The sequence below is a fragment of the Niastella sp. OAS944 genome (genome assembly GCA_024809215.1).
Lineage (GTDB): Bacteria > Bacteroidota > Bacteroidia > Chitinophagales > Chitinophagaceae > Niastella.
In genome coordinates this window covers 455,263-477,730 of record JANUBW010000003.1, presented here as the reverse complement: position 1 = coordinate 477,730, position 22,468 = coordinate 455,263, and the positions used below count along the sequence as shown (strand labels likewise).

19 protein-coding genes are annotated in these 22,468 nt (G+C 42.8%); 12 read left to right on the top strand and 7 right to left on the bottom strand.

From position 1 onward, the window contains the following. Positions 1-20: 20 nt before the first annotated feature. Entirely contained in the window at positions 21-1,031 is a 1,011-nt protein-coding gene (locus tag GGD38_RS16550; protein WP_375297358.1) for an aldo/keto reductase, read from the bottom strand. Between the two features lie 91 nt (positions 1,032-1,122). Here GGD38_RS16550 and GGD38_RS16545 point away from each other — a divergent pair, with 91 nt between their 5' ends. The 4 genes from GGD38_RS16545 to GGD38_RS16530 all read left to right on the top strand — a co-directional run bounded on the left by GGD38_RS16545 (position 1,123) and on the right by GGD38_RS16530 (position 5,860). Beyond that, entirely contained in the window at positions 1,123-1,788 is a 666-nt protein-coding gene (locus GGD38_RS16545) for a transferase hexapeptide repeat family protein (RefSeq protein WP_375297357.1), read from the top strand. 144 nt (positions 1,789-1,932) lie between these two features. Beyond that, positions 1,933-2,316, top strand: coding sequence for a four helix bundle protein (locus GGD38_RS16540; protein ID WP_375297356.1), 384 nt, complete (start codon positions 1,933-1,935; stop codon positions 2,314-2,316). Between the two features lie 119 nt (positions 2,317-2,435). Continuing rightward, a complete protein-coding gene (gene obgE, locus GGD38_RS16535; RefSeq protein ID WP_375297355.1) occupies positions 2,436-3,449 on the top strand; it encodes a GTPase ObgE in 1,014 nt (337 codons plus the stop codon). A gap of 140 nt (positions 3,450-3,589) precedes the next feature. Beyond that, a complete protein-coding gene (locus tag GGD38_RS16530) occupies positions 3,590-5,860 on the top strand; it encodes a patatin-like phospholipase family protein (protein ID WP_375297354.1) in 2,271 nt (756 codons plus the stop codon). Positions 5,861-5,945: 85 nt separating this feature from the next. On the opposite strand, the gene GGD38_RS16525 is transcribed toward GGD38_RS16530, so the two are convergent. Continuing rightward, a complete protein-coding gene (locus GGD38_RS16525) occupies positions 5,946-6,986 on the bottom strand; it encodes a glycosyl hydrolase family 18 protein (RefSeq protein WP_375297353.1) in 1,041 nt (346 codons plus the stop codon). A 216-nt stretch (positions 6,987-7,202) separates the two neighbouring features. Between GGD38_RS16525 and GGD38_RS16520 the strand changes: the two genes are divergently transcribed. Beyond that, positions 7,203-9,368 (top strand): S46 family peptidase, encoded by a 2,166-nt coding sequence (locus GGD38_RS16520; protein WP_375297352.1) that lies wholly within the window; start codon positions 7,203-7,205, stop codon positions 9,366-9,368. Positions 9,369-9,464: 96 nt separating this feature from the next. Next, positions 9,465-9,962, top strand: coding sequence for an RDD family protein (locus GGD38_RS16515; RefSeq protein WP_375297351.1), 498 nt, complete (start codon positions 9,465-9,467; stop codon positions 9,960-9,962). Positions 9,963-10,065: 103 nt separating this feature from the next. Here the strand turns inward: GGD38_RS16515 and GGD38_RS16510 are convergent, their stop codons facing one another. From GGD38_RS16510 to GGD38_RS16495, 4 genes are all read right to left on the bottom strand, one after another. After that, a complete protein-coding gene (locus GGD38_RS16510) occupies positions 10,066-11,382 on the bottom strand; it encodes an NAD(P)/FAD-dependent oxidoreductase (RefSeq protein ID WP_375297350.1) in 1,317 nt (438 codons plus the stop codon). 219 nt (positions 11,383-11,601) lie between these two features. Further along, positions 11,602-14,664 carry a PAS domain S-box protein gene (locus GGD38_RS16505; RefSeq protein ID WP_375303852.1) on the bottom strand — a complete coding sequence of 1,021 codons (3,063 nt, stop codon included), beginning with the start codon at positions 14,662-14,664 and terminating at the stop codon, positions 11,602-11,604. Positions 14,665-14,671: 7 nt separating this feature from the next. Then, the gene (locus tag GGD38_RS16500) at positions 14,672-15,811 is read right to left on the bottom strand and encodes an FIST signal transduction protein (RefSeq protein ID WP_375297348.1); all 1,140 of its coding nucleotides are present in this window, start codon (positions 15,809-15,811) and stop codon (positions 14,672-14,674) included. Positions 15,812-16,122: 311 nt separating this feature from the next. Continuing rightward, positions 16,123-16,890: a patatin-like phospholipase family protein gene (locus GGD38_RS16495; RefSeq protein ID WP_375297347.1), complete on the bottom strand. Its 768-nt coding sequence runs from the start codon at positions 16,888-16,890 to the stop codon at positions 16,123-16,125. A gap of 182 nt (positions 16,891-17,072) precedes the next feature. Here GGD38_RS16495 and GGD38_RS16490 point away from each other — a divergent pair, with 182 nt between their 5' ends. From GGD38_RS16490 to GGD38_RS16475, 4 genes are read left to right on the top strand one after another with little or no spacing between them, the layout of a single operon-like run. Beyond that, positions 17,073-17,981, top strand: a complete 909-nt coding sequence (locus GGD38_RS16490; protein ID WP_375297346.1) for a hypothetical protein — start codon at positions 17,073-17,075, stop codon at positions 17,979-17,981. Next, positions 17,971-18,963: a hypothetical protein gene (locus GGD38_RS16485; RefSeq protein WP_375297345.1), complete on the top strand. Its 993-nt coding sequence runs from the start codon at positions 17,971-17,973 to the stop codon at positions 18,961-18,963. Before GGD38_RS16490 ends, GGD38_RS16485 begins: the two co-directional genes overlap by 11 nt. Before the next feature lie 10 nt (positions 18,964-18,973). Then, entirely contained in the window at positions 18,974-19,144 is a 171-nt protein-coding gene (locus GGD38_RS16480) for a hypothetical protein (protein WP_375297344.1), read from the top strand. Next, a complete protein-coding gene (locus GGD38_RS16475) occupies positions 19,101-19,565 on the top strand; it encodes a hypothetical protein (protein ID WP_375297343.1) in 465 nt (154 codons plus the stop codon). Before GGD38_RS16480 ends, GGD38_RS16475 begins: the two co-directional genes overlap by 44 nt. Before the next feature lie 50 nt (positions 19,566-19,615). Here GGD38_RS16475 and GGD38_RS16470 read toward each other — a convergent pair whose 3' ends face one another. Beyond that, positions 19,616-20,236 (bottom strand): hypothetical protein, encoded by a 621-nt coding sequence (locus tag GGD38_RS16470; RefSeq protein WP_375297342.1) that lies wholly within the window; start codon positions 20,234-20,236, stop codon positions 19,616-19,618. A 1,070-nt stretch (positions 20,237-21,306) separates the two neighbouring features. Between GGD38_RS16470 and GGD38_RS16465 the strand changes: the two genes are divergently transcribed. Beyond that, positions 21,307-21,594: a hypothetical protein gene (locus GGD38_RS16465; RefSeq protein ID WP_375297341.1), complete on the top strand. Its 288-nt coding sequence runs from the start codon at positions 21,307-21,309 to the stop codon at positions 21,592-21,594. Further along, positions 21,536-22,390: a polysaccharide lyase family 1 protein gene (locus tag GGD38_RS16460; RefSeq protein WP_375303704.1), complete on the top strand. Its 855-nt coding sequence runs from the start codon at positions 21,536-21,538 to the stop codon at positions 22,388-22,390. The genes GGD38_RS16465 and GGD38_RS16460 overlap by 59 nt, the downstream gene beginning before the upstream one ends. The last annotated feature ends 78 nt before the right edge of the window (positions 22,391-22,468 follow it).

The window sequence follows — 22,468 nt, the reverse complement described above, 5'->3', positions numbered from 1 at the left end:
GGTCCCATTCGGTTTGGCAATTAATGATTAACCAGTTTTAAAGCACCCTCGCTATAGCGTTGTCCTACATTGGGATATTTGTTAACAACTGCCTCTATATTTTTCAACTCACCCTCGCTTAAGGTAATATCAACGGCACCGGCATTTTCTTCCAGGTATTTTCTTCTTTTGGTACCGGGAATAGGTATTATATCTTCACCCTGCGCCAACACCCAGGCTAATGCCAGTTGGGCCGGTGTGCAACCTTTTTGTTCGGCCAGCACGGCAAAATCACTTACCAACAACTGGTTGTTTTGCCAGTGTTCATTGTCAAAGCGAGGTAATGTTTTGCGATAATCATCATCTGGCAAACTGTCTTTATCAGGCGGTAAGGTGGCGGTAACCAACCCTCGTGCAAGCGGACTGTAAGGAACAAACGTAATTCCCAGTTCGCGCAGCGTGCCAAGGATATTATCTTCAACATCGCGTGTTAATAACGAATATTCACTTTGCAATGCGGTTATCGGGTGCACGGCATGTGCTTTACGTATTGTTTTGGCAGAGGCTTCAGACAATCCAAGATAGCGGACCTTCCCCTCTTTCACCAGTTCTGCCATGGCGCCAACCATATCCTCCACCGGAACATTGGGATCAATACGGTGCGCGTAATACAAGTCGATGGTATCGATCTTCAATCGTTGTAAGCTTTTTTCAACGGCGGTTTTTAAGTAAGCGGGTGAGCCATCAAAATAGGTTGCGCCTGTACCAGCGAAATTTCCGGTTTGGCCTTCTCTTTGACGGAAGCCAAATTTGGTAGCAATGAAAATTTTATCTCTGTTTGGTACCAGCACTTTTGAGATCAGTTCTTCATTATGGCCAAAGCCGTACATATCGGCCGTATCCCAAAAATTAATACCCAGCTCCAATGCCCTGTTAAGTGTAGCAATTGATTCTTCATCATTGCGAGGGCCATAGGCAAAGCTCATGCCCATGCAGCCGAGCCCGATGGCCGAAAGCTGAACGCCGGTATTACCCAGACTTCTGTATTTCATAAAATTGTGTTTTGGAAACAAATTTAAAAAAGGAAAATCCCTTGGGTTTTGTTTATTTCAAACCATTAATTGCGAAATTCAAACAACGAAATTGGAACAATTAAAAGCCAAAATGGTTGGGCGCTGGCGTGTTATCTTTGATCAAACATTCCTGCATATGATCTATTCGTTTAAAGGGTTTATACCTGTTGTACATCCTTCATCATTTGTACATCCGCAAGCTGCTGTAACCGGTAATGTTATCATTGGTAAAAATGTATATGTGGGCCCTGGCGCCGCCATCCGTGGCGATTGGGGTGGAATTGTAATTGAGGACGGGTGTAATGTGCAGGAAAATTGTACCATTCATATGTTTCCCGGCGTAACGGTATTGTTGAAAGAGGGTGCGCATATTGGTCACGGTGCAGTGATACATGGCGCTACCATTGGCCGCAATTGCCTGGTAGGAATGAACAGTGTGATCATGGATAATGTAGAATTGGGTGATGAATGTATCGTTGGCGCACTCAGTTTTATAAAAGCCGATGAAAAGATACCTGCGCGCAGTTTACTCGTAGGCAATCCCGCGAAGATCATAAAGCAGGTATCGGATGAAATGATTGGCTGGAAGACGGAGGGTACTCGTTTGTATCAAATGTTGCCTGGTGAAATGAAGAGTGAGTGGGTTGCTTGTGAGGCATTGACGGAGGTTCCTGTTGATAGGCCGGAGCAGAGTAGTTTATATAAAACCTGGAATTCGGTTAAGGGGAGTGAGTGATTGTAAGAATGTTGAGTTAAAATGTTGATAGAGTTGATAGAGGTGATAAAGGAAATACAGTTCCTAATTTGACATATGATAAAAAATTAAGCAGGGTGTTCTTTTAGAAAGATATTGAATTACCTTAATGGTTCAACGATAGCTATGTCAGAAACAGGATATCAGAACTATGAGGAGCTGCAGTGTTGGAAACACTCGCGCGTGTTAAAAAATGAGCTATTTGCTTTGGCCAAAACATTTCCTGCTGAAGAAAAGTATCGGCTTATTGACCAATTAGTCAGAAGTTCACGATCTATAAACGCCCAAATTGCCGAAGGTCATGGCCGGCGAACAACGCCGGATAAAATAAAATTCTGTATTCAGGCCCGCGGCTCTCTACACGAAACCCTCAATCACCTCATCGATGCATTTGACTGTTCGTATATCAATTCTAAACAACTTCAATACTTCAGGGAGAAGATCAAAGAAGTGGAAAGGATACTAAATGGCTACATCGCTTATCTCGAAAGTAAGCTGCCCCCAAAATAACTCTGTACAGGTCAATAACTTAGCTATTCACCGAAGCGCTGTATTACCTCTATCAACTATATCAACTCTATCAACTTTTCAACTTACCTTTGCACCCAATTTTATAAGTAAGTAACATAGTGGAAAAATCAAACTTTGTAGATCAGATAAGAATATTTTGCCGCAGCGGCCATGGCGGTGCAGGAAGCAAACACTTCATGCGCACCAAATTCAATCCCCAGGCGGGGCCCGATGGTGGTGATGGCGGTCGTGGTGGCCATATCATACTGCGTGGTAACAAAAACATGTGGACGCTATTACACCTTCGCTATTATAAAAACGTGCTGGCCGAAGATGGCCAGGGTGGTAATAAAAACAACATGACCGGTCGTGATGGTAAAGATATTATCATTGAAGTGCCGCTTGGTACTGTAGCTCGTGACGAAGAAACCGAAGTACAGGAAGCTGAGATCTTAGAGCACGGCCAGGAAATAGTTTGGATAAAAGGTGGCCGCGGCGGATTGGGCAATGCTCATTTTGCCACACCTACCAACCAGGCGCCCGAATATGCCCAACCGGGCGAACCCGGCGAAGAAGCCTGGAAAGTGCTGGAGTTAAAAGTGCTGGCCGATGTAGGATTGGTAGGCTTTCCAAATGCAGGTAAATCAACCCTGCTTTCGGTTATTACCGCCGCCAAACCCAAGATCGCAGATTATGCATTTACCACCATCAATCCTAATTTAGGTATTGTGGCTTATCGCGATGGTAAAAGCTTTTGCGTGGCCGATCTGCCAGGGATCATTGAAGGCGCTGCCGAAGGGCGCGGACTGGGGCATCGCTTCTTGCGACATATTGAACGCAACTCGGTTTTGCTGTTTGTTATTCCGGCCGATAGTAATGATCACAGAAAAGAGTTTAACATTCTGGTGAATGAGCTGGAAGAATACAACCCCGAGCTGTTGCACAAACAATTCCTCATTGCCATTAGTAAAAGCGAAATGCTCGATGATGAATTGAAAGCTGCCGTTAAAAAAGAACTGCCGCAAAACGTTCCTCATATTTTTATTTCTTCTATTACTCAACAGGGACTTGGTGAATTAAAAGACCTGCTTTGGAAATCGTTGAATGAAGGGTTGGAGGTTGCTAACAGTTAGCGCAGCGTTATACCGTTATGGTAACTGTACATAATACACAGGTATTTAATGTGACAAACAACATAGGCAATACAATTTTTAGGGTATTGAAATTGCGGTAGATAGTAACTACCTTAGGGATACCCTAAAACTGTTTGCTTATGTTGGCCATATATGGTTTACTTAACCGTTTTGGTACCCTCCTGCGTAACCTCTTTCGTGCATTATGGGTATTCTTTCCCGGTATCTTATTCCTCGTACTTACCCAGGTTTGTTTTTGGAACCTTGCCCAGGGAAAAGACCTGATGGTACTAGCCACCGAACACCGGGGTTTCTTTCTGTTATTTCAATCGTTGCTTGGTTTTTTAGTACTGGTAAGCTGGTATGCTGCCCGTACAGTTGCCTATGCCAAACAGCAAAGCGCTTATACGGCGCCGGATTATTTGCAGGAAGGCTATTATAAACACATGCCCCGCTTTATAGGCTTTTCTTTATTCACCATTATAATGCTGGCCTTTGCGCAAACGCCCTTGTTTGACAGGAAGATTGATGATGATAGTAAAATGTTTTATGTTTTACTGGCTCTTTCCATCCCCTATTATTTCGGGGTCAACAACTTCATCGAGCGCAATTTTAAAGTGATACGGGTTAACTGGTTATTTGTGATCACTATGTTGGTGGTAGTAACAGGGTCCGTTTTGCTTACACGTAAATTAGACCGCTACTCCTGGCTTATAATTGTAATGATGATGGTATTGCAGTTATGTTTTATGGTGCTGGTGGTTACAAGGCGCGAGCTGTTACAAAAAAAGAAAAAGGCTAAAAGTGTGGAGGCTATACCAAGCAGTAAAGTACAACGCCTGGCTAAGAGGCTGGGTATTCCACGCGAAGAAATCCGCTTTCATGTAATATTCCTTTTTATAAGCGTGGTGATGCTGGCCGTGTACCTGGCCTGTACGGTGAACGTGGCATTTGCCGTATTTCTTGGTTCATTCCCATTTGTATTACTGGCATTTTCGGTATTTATGGGTTTTGGTTTTATCATCACGTTTTTGTCGGTACGCAAAGGCATAAACATTCACCTCATCGTGCTTATCATCGTTTTCATTTTTGGTCAGTGGACGGAACGTCATTATACGGGTTTGATTGAGAACCCGCCAAAAAAGGTAAGTTTCGCCAATAAGGCCAGTGTAAGAGATTACTTTATTCAATGGGTGAAAGACAGGGATACATTGATCAGGAAGTCGCAGGGATTTCCGGTGTATTTTGTATTGAGCGATGGCGGCGCTTCCCGCTCGGGTTACTGGGTGGCTTCGGTATTGGGAAAACTGGAAGACACGTCGAACCACGATTTCTCGAAACACCTGTTCTGTTTATCGGGCGCTTCGGGTGGTAGTGTAGGCAATGCAGCGTTTTATACTTTATTAAAAAATGCAGCCGACAGGCCCGATAAAAGCCTGCCCAAAAATCAACCGTTTTATGAGGCGGGAAAAGAATACCTGCGCAGCGACTTTCTTACATACACACTCAGTCGCATGTTGGGCCACGACTTTTTTGTGGCCATGTTCCCGTTCGATACAAAGGGCGATAGGGCAAAAGCTCTTACCGATGCACTGGAGCAGGCGCCCAATGACAGCGTACTGTTGAAGAACCAGCTGCAGGTGCCAATGTCGGAACTGGCTATTTATAAAGACAAAGTGACCACCAAACTGCCCATTCTTTGTGTGAATACCACTCGTATGCAGGATGGCGCGCCGTCGGTTATCAGTACTATACAAATTGATCCGCTTACATTTAATAACCGTGTAGATGTGCTGGCGCGTATTAATAATGGCCGCGATATGAAGCTGAGCACCGCCTGTGTACTGGGGGCCAGCTTTCCGTATGTTAGTCCGGCCGGCCGTATAGATGGTGTGAAATTCCTAAGCAAAGGGCCTACTGAATTTCCTTTTTACTTTGTTGATGGCGGTTATGTTGATAACTCCGGCGCCGGTGTTGTACATGAAATGATCATTAAGCTGAACTCATTGCGCGACTCAATTTGCAAATCACAAACCGATACCATTTTACGCTCCAACTGTAAAAAGATCTCTTTCTACGTAATGCACATAAGTAACGGCCCGGAGGGCGATGTGTTACTGAAAAAAGTAAACCCATTTGTAAACGACCTGGCAGCGCCCATAAAAACGCTCATGGGCGCTTATGGTGTACAAACAAGTATCAACGATAGCCGTCTCAAAAACTATCTGCAAAACATGTATGGCAATGGGCTGCATTACAAACCCATTAACCTGTACCGGCCAAAAGAGCCCTTGAAATACTCCATGAACTGGGTCATTTCAAAACGTACGCTTGATAGTATGGACAAACGACTGTACTCATCGGATGTTCGTGCGTATATGGTGAAAATATTGCATGAAATAAAGAAGTAAGATGTATGAAGTATGAAGTAAGAAATACAGTTTTGAGGCACCTGTATTGGGGTTCTTCGTACTTCTTACTTCTTACCTCCTACTTCTAGTAAGCTCTTCCAATAGTATCACACACTGCTTTCAGCAATGAATATTCATCATTGGCATCCTGGCCCTTTTCCCACATCATAACACCATTGCCGCGTTGTTGGGCGAGCATGGTTTTACGCTTTATGGTTGGCTGCCCGTTATAGTAGATCATATATGGGCTGGGCCAGCCGCTGGTAGTAACCATTGCCGAATCGCTGTTGGGGCTGCCGCCTTGCGCAAGAATTGATGAATACGCTAACGTGGTATTGGTTTGGGTTATACCACTTGGGCGGCCATATGCCGGTAAACCCAATACACATTTTGCCTTGGGCAAACCACGCGTATTTAACCAGTAATTTAAACAGGTTACCGCCAGTTCGTAGGGCGAATGTTGGCGATACGGCACCGTAGTATTGAAATCGTCATAGGCCATAATATTCATCCAGTCAACATAGCCAAACACTTCAGTTTTTATGGCATCTCTATAACTGCCCGCATACTTACCAGCAGTAATGGCGGCAGTTAAATAATACTTACTGCCCAGGTGGCATGAATCGCTGAGCTCTTTCATCATAGATGTAAATGCCACATCGGTACTATCGGCAGTGCTGGGAAATTCCCAGTCAATATCGGCGCCATCTAACTGATATTGTCGAAGGATGTTCATCAGGTTTTTTATAAATGAATTTCTACCCGTGGCTGTAACCGCCATCGCTTTCCAGTTGGCTGTTGTTCCATTTACACTAATGAATATTTTGGCGTTGTTTGCCTTTGCCTTATTCACTACCAATTGAAAGCGCGAAGGGTTGTTAACAACCGGCACACCGCTGCTGTTAACAGTGGCAAATGCATAATTCACTACATTGGTCATTCGAAACTTTGAATCGGGAATGGTTGCGGGATCGCGGTAGTTGGGCATATAACCAATTACTTTAAATCCAAAATCGGGTGGCGGCGCAATGGTAACAGGTTCTTCGGTTATCGGATTCTTTTTACTACAGGCCACTAATAAGCTCAATACTGCAAGTACAGTAACATAGGATTGCCGGTTTAACATAAAGTAGAGATTTTGAGGGGGTGAAAATAAGCGAATATTTATAATTATCATGGTTTGGTTATCCACCTTATTAATTGATTTATATGTGTTTGCGTTATTCTGCAGATAAGTGTTCCGAATGATGTGTATGGAGGTGCACCGGCTGAAAAAAGTTGGTGTTTTCCGTTATCCAAACGCAAAATTCAATAGGTTTGCCGCCACAAAAGCTATCATAATATGAAGAAACTATTATTAACGGTTGTATTGGCCGTTACTATGGTGCGCAGCTTTGCCGATGAAGGCATGTGGCTGCCGCTATTGCTTGGGCAACAAGTGTATAACGATATGGTGAAGCGTGGTTTAAAGCTTACCAAAGAACAGTTGTACAGTGTGAACAAAGCCTCTATCAAAGACGCTATCATTATCTTCGGTGGATTTTGCACTGGCGAAATTGTAAGTAACGAAGGGCTTATTTTTACCAACCACCACTGCGGTTACGATGCCGTGGCAACCGCCAGCTCAGTTACCAACAACTACCTCAAAAACGGTTTCTGGGCAAAAAGCAAACAGGAAGAAATTCCTTCTCCCGGCTTATATGCAGAGTTCCTTACTAAAATAGAAGATGTTACAGCCGAAGTACTGAAGGCTGCAGAAGGCTTGAGCGGACTGGACCGTGTAAAGAAAGTAACTGAGATCACAACAGAGATCAACAAGCGTTACAGTGATGAAGCTACCAGCACCATTGCCCGCGTGAATGCATTGTTCAAAGGCAATCAATACCTGGTGTTTGTTTACAAACGTTATAACGATATCAGGCTTGCCGGCGTTCCACCCGAAAGCATTGGTAAATATGGCGGCGATACCGATAACTGGGAATGGCCACGCCACACCGGCGACTTCTCTATCTTCCGCGTATATATGGGTAAAGATGGAAAAGCTGCTGCTTACTCGCCCGAGAACGTTCCTTTAAAACCTAAACATTTTCTGCCTGTTTCAATTAAAGGAATAAAAGATGGTGATTATGCCATGATATATGGTTACCCCGGCAGCACCAATCGTTATGAAACTTCATATGGCATTAAACAAAAAATTGATATCGATAATCCAACGCTGGTAAAGCTGCGCGATATGCGGTTGAAGTATATGTTCGATCAAATGAAGAACGATGCCGCCATTAAATTGCAGCTGGCCGCTGATTATGCTTCTATTGCCAACTACTGGAAATTCTTTGATGGTGAAAGCAAACAGCTGATCAAGTACAATGTGTACGATCAAAAGAAAGCCACTGAAGCCAAGTTCCAAAGCTGGGCAAATGGCAAACCTGAGTTTGAAAGTATTTTCAAAGATTGGGGTGCAGCCTATGATGCATGGCGTCCGTATTCAAAACACCGCATGTACATCAATGAAGGTATTTTCGGTTCGCCATTGTTGGCATATGCGGCTTCTTTACAACAACTCGAGAACGCTATTGTACAAAAAGGAAGCTCAGAAGCGATAAAGAAAGCGCTGGAAAGCGCCAAAGAAGCAAGGACTGAATTGATGAAGAGCGAAAACAAAGCCAGTGACCAGAATATTGTAGCTGCTGTTTTGCAGATGTATTATAAAGATGTTGATAAGGCACAACAACCTATTGGTTTTTATGATGGCGTAAAATCGGGTTATGGTGATTTGAACGATGAAACTACCTATAAAAAATATGCAGCTTCCATCTTCGCCAATACCATGATCCTTGATAATGCAAAATGGGATGCATTCAGCAGCAATCCCGATGCAACCGTATTGCAGGCAGATGCTGCCTATGCAGTGGCCAGTGCATTTTTAAAGAACTGGCAGGGTAAGTATTTGCAATACTACCAACAATTCAATTTAAAAAATACAGAGTTTGGCCGTTTGTATTTGAAAGGCATTATGCAAATGGATACCGTTAAGGCAAAGAAAATGTATCCCGATGCTACCTTTACCATGCGTGTAAGTTTTGGTAATGTAAAAAGCTATGCTCCGCGCGATGCTGTTAAATACGACTACGTAACCACCATGAAGGGTATTTTAGAAAAATACAAACCCGGTGATTATGAGTTCGACCTGCCCGAAAAATTAATTGAGGTGGCAAAGAAAAAAGACTTCGGCCAGTACATCGATAAGCAACGCAACGACCTGGTTGTAGGGTTTATCACTACCAATGATATTACCGGCGGTAACTCAGGTTCACCAGTGATCGATGCCAGCGGAAATCTTATTGGTTTGGCATTCGATGGCAACTATGAAGCATTGAGCCATAAAATTTCATTCGATCCTGTTTACAATCGTACCATTTGTGTGGATGTTCGCTATGTGTTGTGGTGCATTGACAAACTGGGCGGCGCTACCAACCTAATTAATGAGTTGAAGCTTGTAAAGCAATAATCGGCCTACCTGTTTTAAACGTGCCACGGTTCCAAACCGTGGCACGCTTGCTTTATATGAGATTCTTTCGTTTATTTTGTGGTTCAATTTCAAACGATGATGATGGATCAGGATGATAAAGAAATATTACGCGAAGAACGGGAAGAAATGAACTATTCCGACCCCGCTCCGAAATTCGCCCGTTTTGTGAATTACATTGTTGACTGGGTGGCCATTGGGGTAATTTTAAGGGCGGTTAAATTTAGCTTGGCGTATCTTACATTGGGCGCAAAGTACCGCGAGCATATTTATTATAAGATAATAGACCTGGAGCACCTTGATCTTGAGGTTATACAACAAAACCTGTATGTTTCCATGGTTGTTACTTTTTTATATTATCTCATTTTTGAAGGCGTAACCCGGGGCAGAACGTTGGGTAAGATAATGACAGATACCGCTGCCATTACCCAGGACGGAACGCCATTTACCTTTGCCCATGCGCTTACGCGCACCTTGTGCAGGTTTATTCCTTTTGAACCCCTTAGCGCGCTAATTTCCTACTTGCCCTGGCACGATAGTATTTCGAAAACGGCAGTCGTTCGTAAAACTTGGTGATTCTTTATAAATCAGAAAAGGCTTCCGAAGGAAGCCTTTTCTGATAATATTTGAGTCCTGGAGAATAGTAGCGAGCTTTAAAGTTGAACTCCTTGTTAACCTGTTAACTCGTCAACTCTTTCGCCGCTTCCACCCTCGGCTTTGCATCAATAACATCTTCCTTACGTGGGCGAATGATCAACCGCAGGGTTGGGTCGTTGGTTATAAACGACCAGAACCAGCTAAAGGCCAGTTTTACTTTGTTGCGGAAACCGATCAATGGAATAATGTGAATGAACAGCCAAATAAACCAGGCGCCAAAACCTTTAAAAAACAGCTTGGGAAGGTCAACCACCGCCTTGTATTTAGAAATGATGGCCATGCTGCCCTTATCATTATATACAAAGCCTTCCATGGTTTTGTTATCTGCTTCTCTAATGAGGTTGGCAGCCAGTTTATCGCCATGCTGAATGGCTACCTGTGCCAGTTGCGGGTGCCCGTTGGGCCATTTTGTATCGCTGGTTTGTAAACTTTGATCACCCAGCGCAAAAATATTTTGTGTGTCGTGAACTTTATTGAACTCGTTTACTATAATTCTTTTACCCCGGCCAATAGCGGTTGCCGGTAAACCGGGCACTTCACGGGCAATTACGCCCGAAGCCCATATTAATACGTTGGTAGGAATTGTTCTGCCATCGGCCAGGTAAACGATATCATCACGATAATCCTTAACGGCCGTATTGGTAATGATCTTTACACCCAGTTTTAGTAAGATCCTGGTGGCTTCCTGTTGCGATTTAACGCTCATGGGGCCTAACAATGCCTTGCCGGCATCAACCAGGTAAAGGTGTGAACGCAGGTCTTTTATTTCGGGGTATTCTTTGAGTGCAATGTTGCGACCTAACTCGGCCAGCATACCAGCCAGCTCAACGCCTGTGGGGCCGCCGCCGGCGATAACGATATTCAGGTGTTTTTCTTTTTCCTTCATATCGTTGGTGTGCACTGCCTCTTCCATATTCAACAGCAAATGGTTGCGCAGGTTAAGGGCATCGTCGATGGTTTTCATGGGCAGGGCGTTTGCTTTAACCTGCTCCATGCCAAAGTAATTGCTTTCGGTACCCATAGCCAGAACCAGGTAATCGTATTCAACAATACCGGTATCTGTTTCAATAGTGTTTTGTTCGGGGTTTACTTTTTTTAAAGACCCCATGTGAAAGCGCAGGTTATGTTTCTTTTGAAACAATCTGCGGAACGGGTAGCTGATGTTTGAGGGTTCAATGAACGCCGTGGCCACCTGGTATAAAAGTGGTGGAAAGAAGGTGTAATTGTTCTTATCTACCAGGGTAATGTGGAAACGTTTGTCTTTCGAAAGTTTTTTAATGAGGTTTATGCCGGCGAATCCACCACCGACGATAACTACTCTTTTTACTGGTTGTTCCATAACTCGTTCTTCTTATTAACATTAATGAACTATTGCAACCCTTTATTGCATAAAGGGCGCCTATCGCCTAACTAACTTTTCAGGTTATGGCAAGTGGTAATAAAGCAAGGATGGAGATTGATAGACGGTGCAAAGTTCGTTACTATTCCTGAAATAGCATAAAAAACATGCCAGCGGATGGCTGAATGCATGTTATCAATGAGTTATAGTTGTGTGGAATTAGCCTGCTTTACGAAGCAGCTCTGTATAATTGGCGGTAATTAAAGGTATCACTTCTTCGATGATCTTTTTGAAATCGTGGATCTGGTCCTTCAAAGCCGGAAACTCTTCTTCCGTCCACGGTGTATTTTCAATTTTTTCAGCAATGGCAGCGGCTGAAGATATGTTCAGGTTGTTGAGTGAAGATTTCATTCTATGGGCCAGGAACTTTACCTGTTTCAGGTCCTTTTTTTCAAAAGCTTCTTCCAGGTTGGTAAGTCCGGTAATGGTTTCGCTTATGAATACCTGCAACATCTTAACAATGAATTTTTCATCGCCGCGGGTAATTTGTTTCAGCTTACCCAAATCGTATAAAGGAGCGTTGGTAACCTTATTTGTTTTGCCTGCGCCAAAATGCGTTTCGCGCCCCAGCCATTTGGCTATCAGCCGTACCAGGTCTTCTTCTTCAAATGGTTTGCTTAGGTAATCGTTCATGCCCGCCTGTATGCATTTTTCCATTTCGCCCTTAACCGCATTGGCGGTAAGCGCTATAATGGGTATGGTTGAGTGCAGGTCGTTACGAATAAGGCGGGTGGCTTCAAGACCATCCATTACCGGCATTTGAATATCCATTAGAACAATATCAAACGGATGGCTTCTGAGGGACTCAATGGCTTCAACCCCGTTCACCGCCTCAGAAATGGAGGCGCCATATTGATTCAGGATGGTTTCTGCCACTACCCGGTTCATTTCGTTGTCTTCTACAAGCAGTATTTTCTTATCGGCCAGAATATGGGCTTCAACATGGCTGTTGTCTTTTTTGGGCAGATCGCTTTCTGTGCCTTTTGCAAAAGACAGGGTGATGTTCACCTGGGTGCCTTCGCCTTTTTTACTTTTTACGGCAATGGAACCGTTCATTAGTTCAACAAGCTGTTTAACGATGCTCATGCCCAGGCCGGTGCCACCATAGCTGCGGGCAATGCTTTCATCTTCCTGGCTGAATTTGTTGAAAAGGTTCTTTAAGTACCCTTCATCCATGCCCTTGCCCGTATCGTTGATAACTATCTCAAGAGATTGATTATCGCCTTGCTCTTCATTAAGCAAACACTGTAACGTAACACTGCCCCGTTTAGTGAACTTGATGGAGTTACTAAGCAGGTTCATCAGGATCTGGTTTATGCGGAAGGGATCGCCTTTTAAAACCCTGGTTACATTGGGATCAACAACCACTTCAAACAATAAACCTTTTTCCTCGGCTTTTAATTTCAGTACGCGGCTGGTATTGGTTACCAGGTCGTGCATATTGAAACCAATTTCTTCAAGCGTTACTTTGCCTGCTTCCAGTTTTGAAAAGTCGAGAATATCGTTAATGATCACCAGCAGGTTTTCGGCGGCAGTGCCAATGATCTCCAAAAAGGATGTTTGCTGCTGGTTGAGTGATGTTTTTTGTAGTTGTTTGCTCATGCCCAAAATAGCGTTCATGGGCGTTCTTATTTCATGGCTCATGTTAGCCAGGAAGAGGTCTTTGGCATGCACCGATTTTTCGGCCAGTTGTTTTGCTTCCTCCAACTGTTTTTGCAGCATTTTTTGCTGGGTAATATCGAGGTGAATGCCAATAGATCCTATGAGCTGTTGTTTGTCGTTGTATAAGGGGGCACCGCACACCAGCCACCAGTTGGCATTGCTGTCTTTGGTGCGTACGTTCATTTCGTATGCATCTGACAGGCCCCGTTGCCGCGATTGGTTCTTTTCAACCATGATATTCCTGTATTCATCCTTTACAAAAAGATCGGCGGCATTTTTACCAATAAGCTCATGTTCTTCATAACCGCTCATTGAACAAAAGCTTTGGTTTACGTACCTGATGTTTTCTTTGAGGTCAACCTCAATAAGGCCCAGGTTCATATTGGCAATAATACTGCGGTACTTTTCTTCCTGACGTTTAAGTTTTATTTCGGAACGTTTTCTTTCGGTAATGTCGTTGTACGTCCATAGGTGCCCGCGGTAAATATCATCAATAAACAGGGGAATATAATTTCTTTCAAGCACCCGGCCGTCGGCCATTTCCATTTGCTCGCAGTCGACATGTATGCGGTTGTTTAAGTGTTTTCTTGTGCGGCTTAAAAACTCGTTATGGTGTTTAAAAAGCACGGCGCTGCTTTCATATAGTTCGGTGCATTCAATGCCTACCAGGGTATCGGGTGAACCGGGATAGCCGAAGAATTCAGTGAATTTTTTATTGGTAAGAACCACTTTTCCGTTCTCATCTTCGAGCAGTACCCCTGTTTGCAGGTTTTTTAGCAGGTGCGACAATCTATTGGCTGTTGCCGATAATTCACCCTGAATGGTTTTAAAACTCTGAATATCGGTTAGCGTGCCAATAATGGTAATGGGTTTGCCGCTTTTCGATTTGCTGATGATACCGCCGCGGTTAAGGATCCATCTTATGCTTCCATCTTTCAGCTTCACGCGGTATTCAACACAATGTTTTGTGATCTCTCCGCTCATGTACTGGCGAAAGGTGTTTATGGCAATATGGCGATCTTCTTCAAGGATCGATTGCCACCAATCCATATTATCGGAACCTTGATATGTATTTTTATCGAGGTCGAGAATAGATTTTTCGTTGGCGGCAAAGGTGATTGTTTGCGAGGGAAAATGATATTCCCATACATTGTCGTCGATGGTTGAAAGCGCCAGTCGAAGGCGTTTTTCAGATTGTTGCAACAGGTCGTCGGCCTTCTTTTTTTCCTGTAATTCGTGTTCAAGATAATTTATAATGTCTGAAAGATCGTCGGTATCGTTATATGCAATGTTTTTGGACCCCTTGAATTTATTGATGGTTTGTTTTAGTTGTTGAATGGATGCGTGTTTGAGCCTGGCTTCTTTTTTCAGCGTTTCGTTTATTTGAATGTACTCGTTCTCACTGCAGGCAAAAGCATGGTTGAAAAGCTTCCGGTCCCGCTCATATTCTTCATACGAATCGTGCACCGCCTGAATAAAACGGGCGAGGTGTTCCTGATTTTTATAATCTTCAGGAAGGTATTTTTTTATTTGGCGTTCAAGAAGTTTATTAAAGGCCATATCGCAATTATAACTCATCGAAGGTGGTAATGGTCATTGTTTGGTTATGCAACTCGCATTTCGCATTATCATTAAAGGGAGAAATTTCGCCGTATGAGTAAAAGCCGGTTAGCAGTGTATTATTGCCAAATGTATCGGCAACGGCTTCTACTTCTTCTTCTGTTCGTTTTCCTAAAATGATCTTGCGGCCTACACAGCTGATCAATAATGCCAGTTGAGGCGCCGCGGGTAATTTTTGAAAAGCCTGTCCGGCGGCGTTGGTGGCGGCATCAACCAGTTTATCGAAATTGGCTTTCATGAACCTTACCTTCGAACCGTTAGGTATATCGCCTGCAAATACCATGCTGCCTGAATCCTGGTCAATAGAGAGTATGGTTCGTACAATAGGAGCATCGTCTTCGTGTATTTTAATACCCAGCGGAAACAGCAGGGCCGAGCCCGGTAGTTCATCTGCATAGGTGCCCAGGTAGGTTTTATATAGGTCCAGGGCTTTTTGTCCTTCTATTTCAAACAGTTGGTTGGCAACTGATTTAGTAACGGTGCGTTCGGGACCAAAAATTTCCCAGCCGCCCATTGAGGCGTGTGAAACAACAAAGTGGTTGCCATAAAAAGGAATGGCTACAATATTGCCGCCCGATGGCTGTTCGTTCAACCCCACCAGGGTGGATTGAAAATTAGTGCCATCGCCGGCCAGGCCGCCTGTTACCGGTACCCGGTCATTTACCAGTTCGTTTATGCCACGAACCAGTTCGCTGCCATTTACATTGCTACCGTCGGAAATAACTAAAATATAAGCCAGGTCCTTAAAATCAATCAGTTTTATTAGGCCTTTACCGGCTTCATAACTGTTCTCAAAATCGCGAATATTTACAGTAACGGGTTGAATAGTAGTTTTTTCAAACTCAATGGCTGCTACCGATACGGTGTTATCGTTAACGCGGTTATTAATAATTTCCCCGGCGGTGGAACATAATACAACATGGGCGTTAGGGAACTTTGATTTTAATTCTTCGAAAACAGGTTGGGTATTAATAACCTCTTTGCCGCCAAAACCCAGTACCAGCTGTATTTTGGAAACTTCGGCGGATGCGCCGCCATTTTGGGTTTGCAATTTGTTGTCGTTGAATAAAAACAATGTTGTTTGCATGTGGAAGCGTTTAAGGTTAATAATCCATCATTACGGATAAATTGATTAGTGCAGGCGGATTAAAAAATACCCTTCTAACAGAACGCAGGGGGGAATAAAATATTCAAAGACAAATCGGAAGGGTATTGGATAACTCTTATTGAATTTAGCCTGTATGTTTAAAACAGCAACTTTGTTACACTACTAAGTTATTCTGAAATAAGCTATCAGGAAAACATAAGTGGTATAACCGTTAGTTTATTGACATAGGTCAATATGGAGGCGGATTTGAGCTAAGGGGAGCAGGAAAACGGGAATAGAAAATAAGGGTTTTATTGTAGAAGGCTTAGAAGTTTGTCTTTATTCACCATGGCAGCTTTATAACCCGCTTCATAAATAAGATCGGCTTTATTTACGTCGAACATGCCAAATTCGTGCAGATCGGGCTCGATAAATACATGCAGGCTGGGTACTTTGCTGTAAACCGTGGGAGCAATGGCCATGTGAAAGCATTTTTCGATCATATTCATTTTACCAATGCGTTTGCCATTACCAACACCCTTTGGAATGTTGTTTACATAGCAGCCAATAAGTACATCGCAGTTGTTCTGGAGTGGTTCAACCGGGAAGTTGTTAAGCAGGCCGCCGTCTACAAGAATGTGATCGTTGATCTTTACCGGTTCAAAGATCACGGGAACAGAAGCGGAGGCAATAACGGTTTCAATTAGTTTGCCCTGGGAGAAGGTGATGGCTTCGTTGGTGGCGTAATCGGTAGCGATTATAAAAAGTTGTTTGTTCAGGCTTTCGTAACTATCTATAGGAATGCAGGTTTCCAGCACTTTTCGCAGCGCTTTCATGGAAAAGAAACCATCTTTATTCATTAAAAAGCTCGACCAGCCGAAGTAGGAGTTCTTTTTCATGATCTCAAGAATAGTTTTGGGCGAATGGCCGGCGGCGTATAAAGCGCCAACAATGGCGCCGGCGCTAACGCCTGAAATGGCATTGGGTTCAATTTGTAATTCTTCCAACACCTGTAACAAACCTAAATGGGCGAACCCACGTACTCCACCGCCACTTAATACAATACCGATTTTTGCCATTGAACGAGAATTTAAAACTGCGACCTAAAGTATACGCTTTTGGCGTTAAATGCAATAGTGGGGTTGAATATTTTACGCTTCGGGATTAATAATTTTTATTATGCCTCATTTAACATTTTTCTGTGTTTGGTTCAGAAATATACCGGGGTTATTTCCGTTAGCGGAAGATAACCCTTACAGCAATGCGCCAGCCCTTTTTTCACTTCGTTATGGTGGTAACGTTGCTGGCCGGTTGTGGCCAGCGGGAGGATGTGGACCGGTTGAAAATTATAAATCAAAGTTTGGAGGAGGCGAATACTGTTATTCAGAATGAAAACGAAGTTCTTGGAAAAGCTTTGACGGTGAGGGCGCGCACGCCACGAACCCTCTATTATGGAAAGATATGGGAGCCAAGGGGAAACCGTATAAGAAGAGAAGCCGATAGTATTGTTACTATGATAGAGAATTTAAAGAGCGATCTGTTAAAGCAGAAAGAAGATCCTTCCTTTGATAAAATGATGCAAAGGCTGGCGGCATTTAAAGACAGTATTCCTTTCATATTTAAGGGAGACTCCTCGCTGGAGTTTGCTTATATACAAAATGACATACTTGCGATGCACGCAAAAGCGCCGCTGCTATACGGCTATTCAGATTGCCTGAATAAAGACCAGCGCATACAGTTCATAAAAAATTGGCGGGAAAAGAATTTCTCAGGCGCCTCTTCTGTAATGGCAATACTTGTATTAAATAAGATTGAACACGATGTGTTGGCAACGGCAAAGCTATTTTTAGATTTCTGTTTTAGTAAAACGGAGGTACATACCTGTGGTTTTAGAGGGATTGCATTAATGAACAGTAACTATGTAAAACAAGGCCAGTCAATAGAGGTAACGGCAGGCATTGGTGATTTCGATACGGCGGAAGCGCCCCGGATATCTATAGCAGGTAAAGAAATAGCATTGAATAATGAAGGTGCGGCTGTTCATCGTTTTGCTGCTGTTGGCAAACCGGGCAACAACAAGATCAGGGTTGAGTTTGAGTTTATGAAACCCGATGGTTCCAATGAACATGTATACAAGGACCTTAATTATATAATTGCTGATGAGAAATAATTTAATAATGATAAGACCCTATTATGTTGCCTTGTTAGCCATGCTTGCTGCCTGCCAGCCAAAGGAGAACAAGGTGCAGTTGAATGCTATTAATGCAAGTCTTGAAAAGTCGAATGAGCTTATTAAACGTGCAAGTGAACGAGCTTTAGAGCAAATGGAGAATAACCACCATGACATACCCAATAGCGATAGAATAGTTAAGTTGTTGTTGATAATGAGAAAGGCAAAAGCCGAAACAGACTCCCTTGCCAATTTAGTTGAGAATTTAAAAACGCAATTGTTAAAGCAATCAGGTAACCTGGGGGTGGACAATGCGCCAATTCTTCATTCTTTGTATGAACCTAATGGCAGCGGGTATAGACTGCTCAATAATCTGGCTTCTATCAAAGATAGTTTGTCTGCTATTTTCAGTATTGTAGATTCCAGCAACACTCCATATTTATACGAAACTACAAAAGAGAATATTGACAAACTTCGAAATGCAAGCCCACTGCTGCCAGATTACACAGATAAAATGAATGCAAAGCAACGTGCTGGGTACTTTAACAAATGGCTCGAAGATAATATGAGGGGAAGCTCTGCTTTAATGGCAATGGTGGTATTAAATAAATTGGAAAACGATATACTTAATACAGGAACAATGTTGATGGAATATTGCTGTAATCAGGTTGGCTATGTAGATGGGCGGGGATTTTATGAAAAATATAATGCAATAGCAGTTTTAAATAGCAGCTATGTAAAGCGTGGGCAAACTCTAGAAGTAACCGCGGGTGCAGCCGCATTTGGAAGGGCCGCAAACCCCAGGGTATCAATAGATGATAAGGAAATACAATTGGATAAAGATGGGGTTGCCTTGTATAAGTTTAAAGCTGCCGGAAAGCCGGGGAAGCATATTGTGCCGGTAAAAATTGCGTTTAAAAAGATTAATGGTTATACAAGTTCTGTAATAAAAAAGCTTGAGTATATAATAGCTGAGAAATAACATTATGACAATGAAAATAGCCATTCTTTTTCCTGCATGCCTTACTATCTTCATGACCGCCTGCCGCCAACAGCAACCTGTAAGCCAGTTGAAAGAGATCAATGAAGCGCTTGAAAAAGCAAACTCTATAAAAAGTATTGCAAACAGATGTAACAGGGTATTCAAAAACAGATTGGCTTAATAAGAATTTTGATAATTGTTCGCCTTTATTGGCAGTTATGGTCTTAAATGAAATTGAGGCCAATGTGTTGCGCTCAGAGAATAATCTCGTTAATTACTGTAATTATAATGTGGTGTTCAATTTTTGTGGATATTACAGACCTTCTCCAATTGCATCAATAAACAACAATATAGTAAAACCAGGCGAGGCAATAATGGTTACTGCAGGTGTAGGCGTTTTTGACAAGGATGCATCCGCGCGAATTACAATAAACGGCACCCGAATTAAATTATATGAAAGCCCTGTTGCGAGATACGAATTCATTGCCACTGGAAAGCCCGGAACTTATAATATACCAGTGAAAATAGAATATAAAGAATCAGACGGTTCTTGGCAAACGGCATCTAAAAATCTCCAGTATATTATAACTGATGATAAATAAAGAACCCCATCCCGGCAAGCCGGAACGGGGTATTGGTTAATAATGATTGTTTACTGAATGATGCGAAGAACCGGGTCCCAGTATATTGGATTTCCGTCTTTGTCAATGACAATGACACGGAACCACATTCTGGAAGCTGATTCAAGGCCGGTAAAAGTATGCGTAGGTTTTAGCGTTGTTTCTCCTGCCCACACACTTTGCGGTGTTAACGGATCTGCTGTACACTGATGTACATACGCCCTTGCTTTAGTTACTCTGGTTATGCTGGTAGTTACCTGTCCAGCCATTCCCAAATCAACTTGCAGTTTGGGTGGCGCCTTTTGCCTTTTAGCCGTTTCTCCGTTGATTTCAAAGCCACTCGACAATAACATGGCTTTGTCGCCTTTACAGATCTGAGTTACATAATAAGCCAGTTCTGTAAGCATTTGCCGCAGGTTGGCTTGTTTACCGTCCTTGATAGCAACCTTTTCCCGATCAAAACCGCCGGCATTAGATAACGCGGTTACAAATTCTTCCAACGCATTTTCTATTTCTGCCAGCACAGGTGTTGGATTCGGAAAATAGGTATTCTCTTTTAAACTGTCCAGAATGCGATGGGTGATTTTTATTAAATCCCCTGCACGACAGTAATTGAACCTCATTAGTATTCTATTGATTTTAATCTTTTTCATTTTACTTGTTTTTTGATGGTTTTAAATTGATTTTAAAAACTGCTACTAATCAGTACAACTTGGATGGCCATCAAAGTTGATCGATAACAACTTCAGAATTGTTTAAATCGTTATGCTGAGGATCCTTGCAACAATTCGGTTATTCATTTCTGTTGCTGTTTCTGAGAACAAACCTAGAATGAATTTTTGAATCAAAAAACAGGCATGAGTGAAAATGAGCGATTTTGAGCGATAATGATCAATTATGAGTCAAAATAGTCACTTTGACTTGCCTCAAAAACTGATCGCCGTCAGCTATTTTGAGCTTAAGATGTTAATACATGGGTTCTTGCGGATGCTTAATTGGCGTGACGATACTACAAAAAACAAGACGCAAGGTGAGTAAACGAATAAATAAAGCTGTAAAAAAGGATACGGGGTGACAAAACCTTTTTTTCGATGCATTCAAGGGGATTATCGATAGCAAAAACTTTTTGTTTAAGTCAGAAGAACATAAGCAGGTGGTTAAAACTTTTTAGTTGATACGGTTAAAAGAAATTCAATAATAGAAACTTTTATATTGTATCAGAAAGGAAGTAATCACTATGACCGAAAGCTTTTTCCTATACGATTAAAAGGTTTTTGATAGGCGGTTATTTTCTTCTGAGTCAGAGAACAGGAATGAGCGGTGAGAAGAAAAAGAAACGGTACTTAAAAACATTGTAGTTAGTGTGTTTAAAAAGTTGCCAATAGCCGAAATTTTGAGACGGACCGAAATAAAAGAAACACCAATATCAAAAGATTTTTTTCAATATAAAAGGAATCCTAAGTTATAAAGCATTGCAAACGTTGTCGGGAACGATTGCACAGAAAAATGACCAACCACAGCACCATTCATTTTTAGTAATCACTATCTTCCATATACGACATTTATTTAGGGTTACTAACGATTGCCTGGCCATTAGCTGCAGCCATTTTAATTTGTACCCGCTTTTTAGCCTCTCTCCTTTATCGAATGATCTCCCCAGGTAACCGGGTTGCACACCCATTTTATTTACAGTTGCTATTATTAACGATTAACTCGCTTCCAAATGAAAAAAACACCCATTTGTATGGCAGTGCTTGCCATTGTCTTTTGTATTTTTTCCTGCTCAAAGCCGGGTACTTCCGAAGAAGAACCCAGCATTCAAAACGACGCCAGGACTGCCAGCGCCGAGGCCGCCTTTGGCATTGCCGGCTTCGCCACGCAGAATGGCGGCACCACCGGCGGACAAGGCGGAACAACAGTTACAGCTACCACCTATGCGCAATTGAAAAGCTATCTCGAAAGTTCAACCACTTACATTAAGGGTAACCCAAAGGATCTACAATGGCACTAAAGGTGGCCGCATCAACGTAAATTCAAACAAAACATTGCTGGGCGTTGGCACTGCCGGCTTTCTGGACGGCGTAGGATTGAATATTTCCAGTAAACGGAATATCATAATCCAGAATATCAAGATCACACTCACTTCTATCACCGACCGCAGCGATCCGGCAGTTTATGATCCGGATGGCGATGAAGGTCTGCCGCAGATCATTGTAAATGGCGGCGATTGTATAAGCATTCAGGGAAGCAGCTCAAATGTGTGGATAGACCATTGCGAGCTCTATAATACCGACCCCACCGTTCAAACCAATAAAGACCTGTACGATGGGTTGGTTGATATCAAAAATACCAGCCAGTATGTTACATTGTCGTGGAATTATTTTCATGACAACCACAAAACCCACCTGGTGGGTTCGTCAGATTCAGATCTTTCAGACCGGAAGTTGACATTCCACCATAATTATTACCGGAACATACAATCGCGGTTGCCACTGAACCGGGGTGGTGTGGCGCATGTATACAACAACTATTATAATGTTATCAGGGGATCGGCTGTTGATTCGCGCATGGGCGCCTGTGTTCGGGTAGAGAACAATGTATTTGAAACAGTAAAAAGTCCCATAATAGCCAGCGGTACCACCCTTGGTAAATACCAGGTGATTGGCAATACCTTCTCTGGTATTACTGGTACTGCCGCTCCAACTTCTTCAACCTGCACATTTACGCCGCCGTATTCTTATTCACTGGATGCTGCCAGTGCAGTAAAATCGGGCGTGACTTCAGGTGCTGGTATAGGGAAGATCTAAAAAAATGCATTAGTTTACTTGTAAACGTAGTTGCGGAATGCAGCTACGTTTTTTTAATTCCCGTTAGTTTGCGTTGTA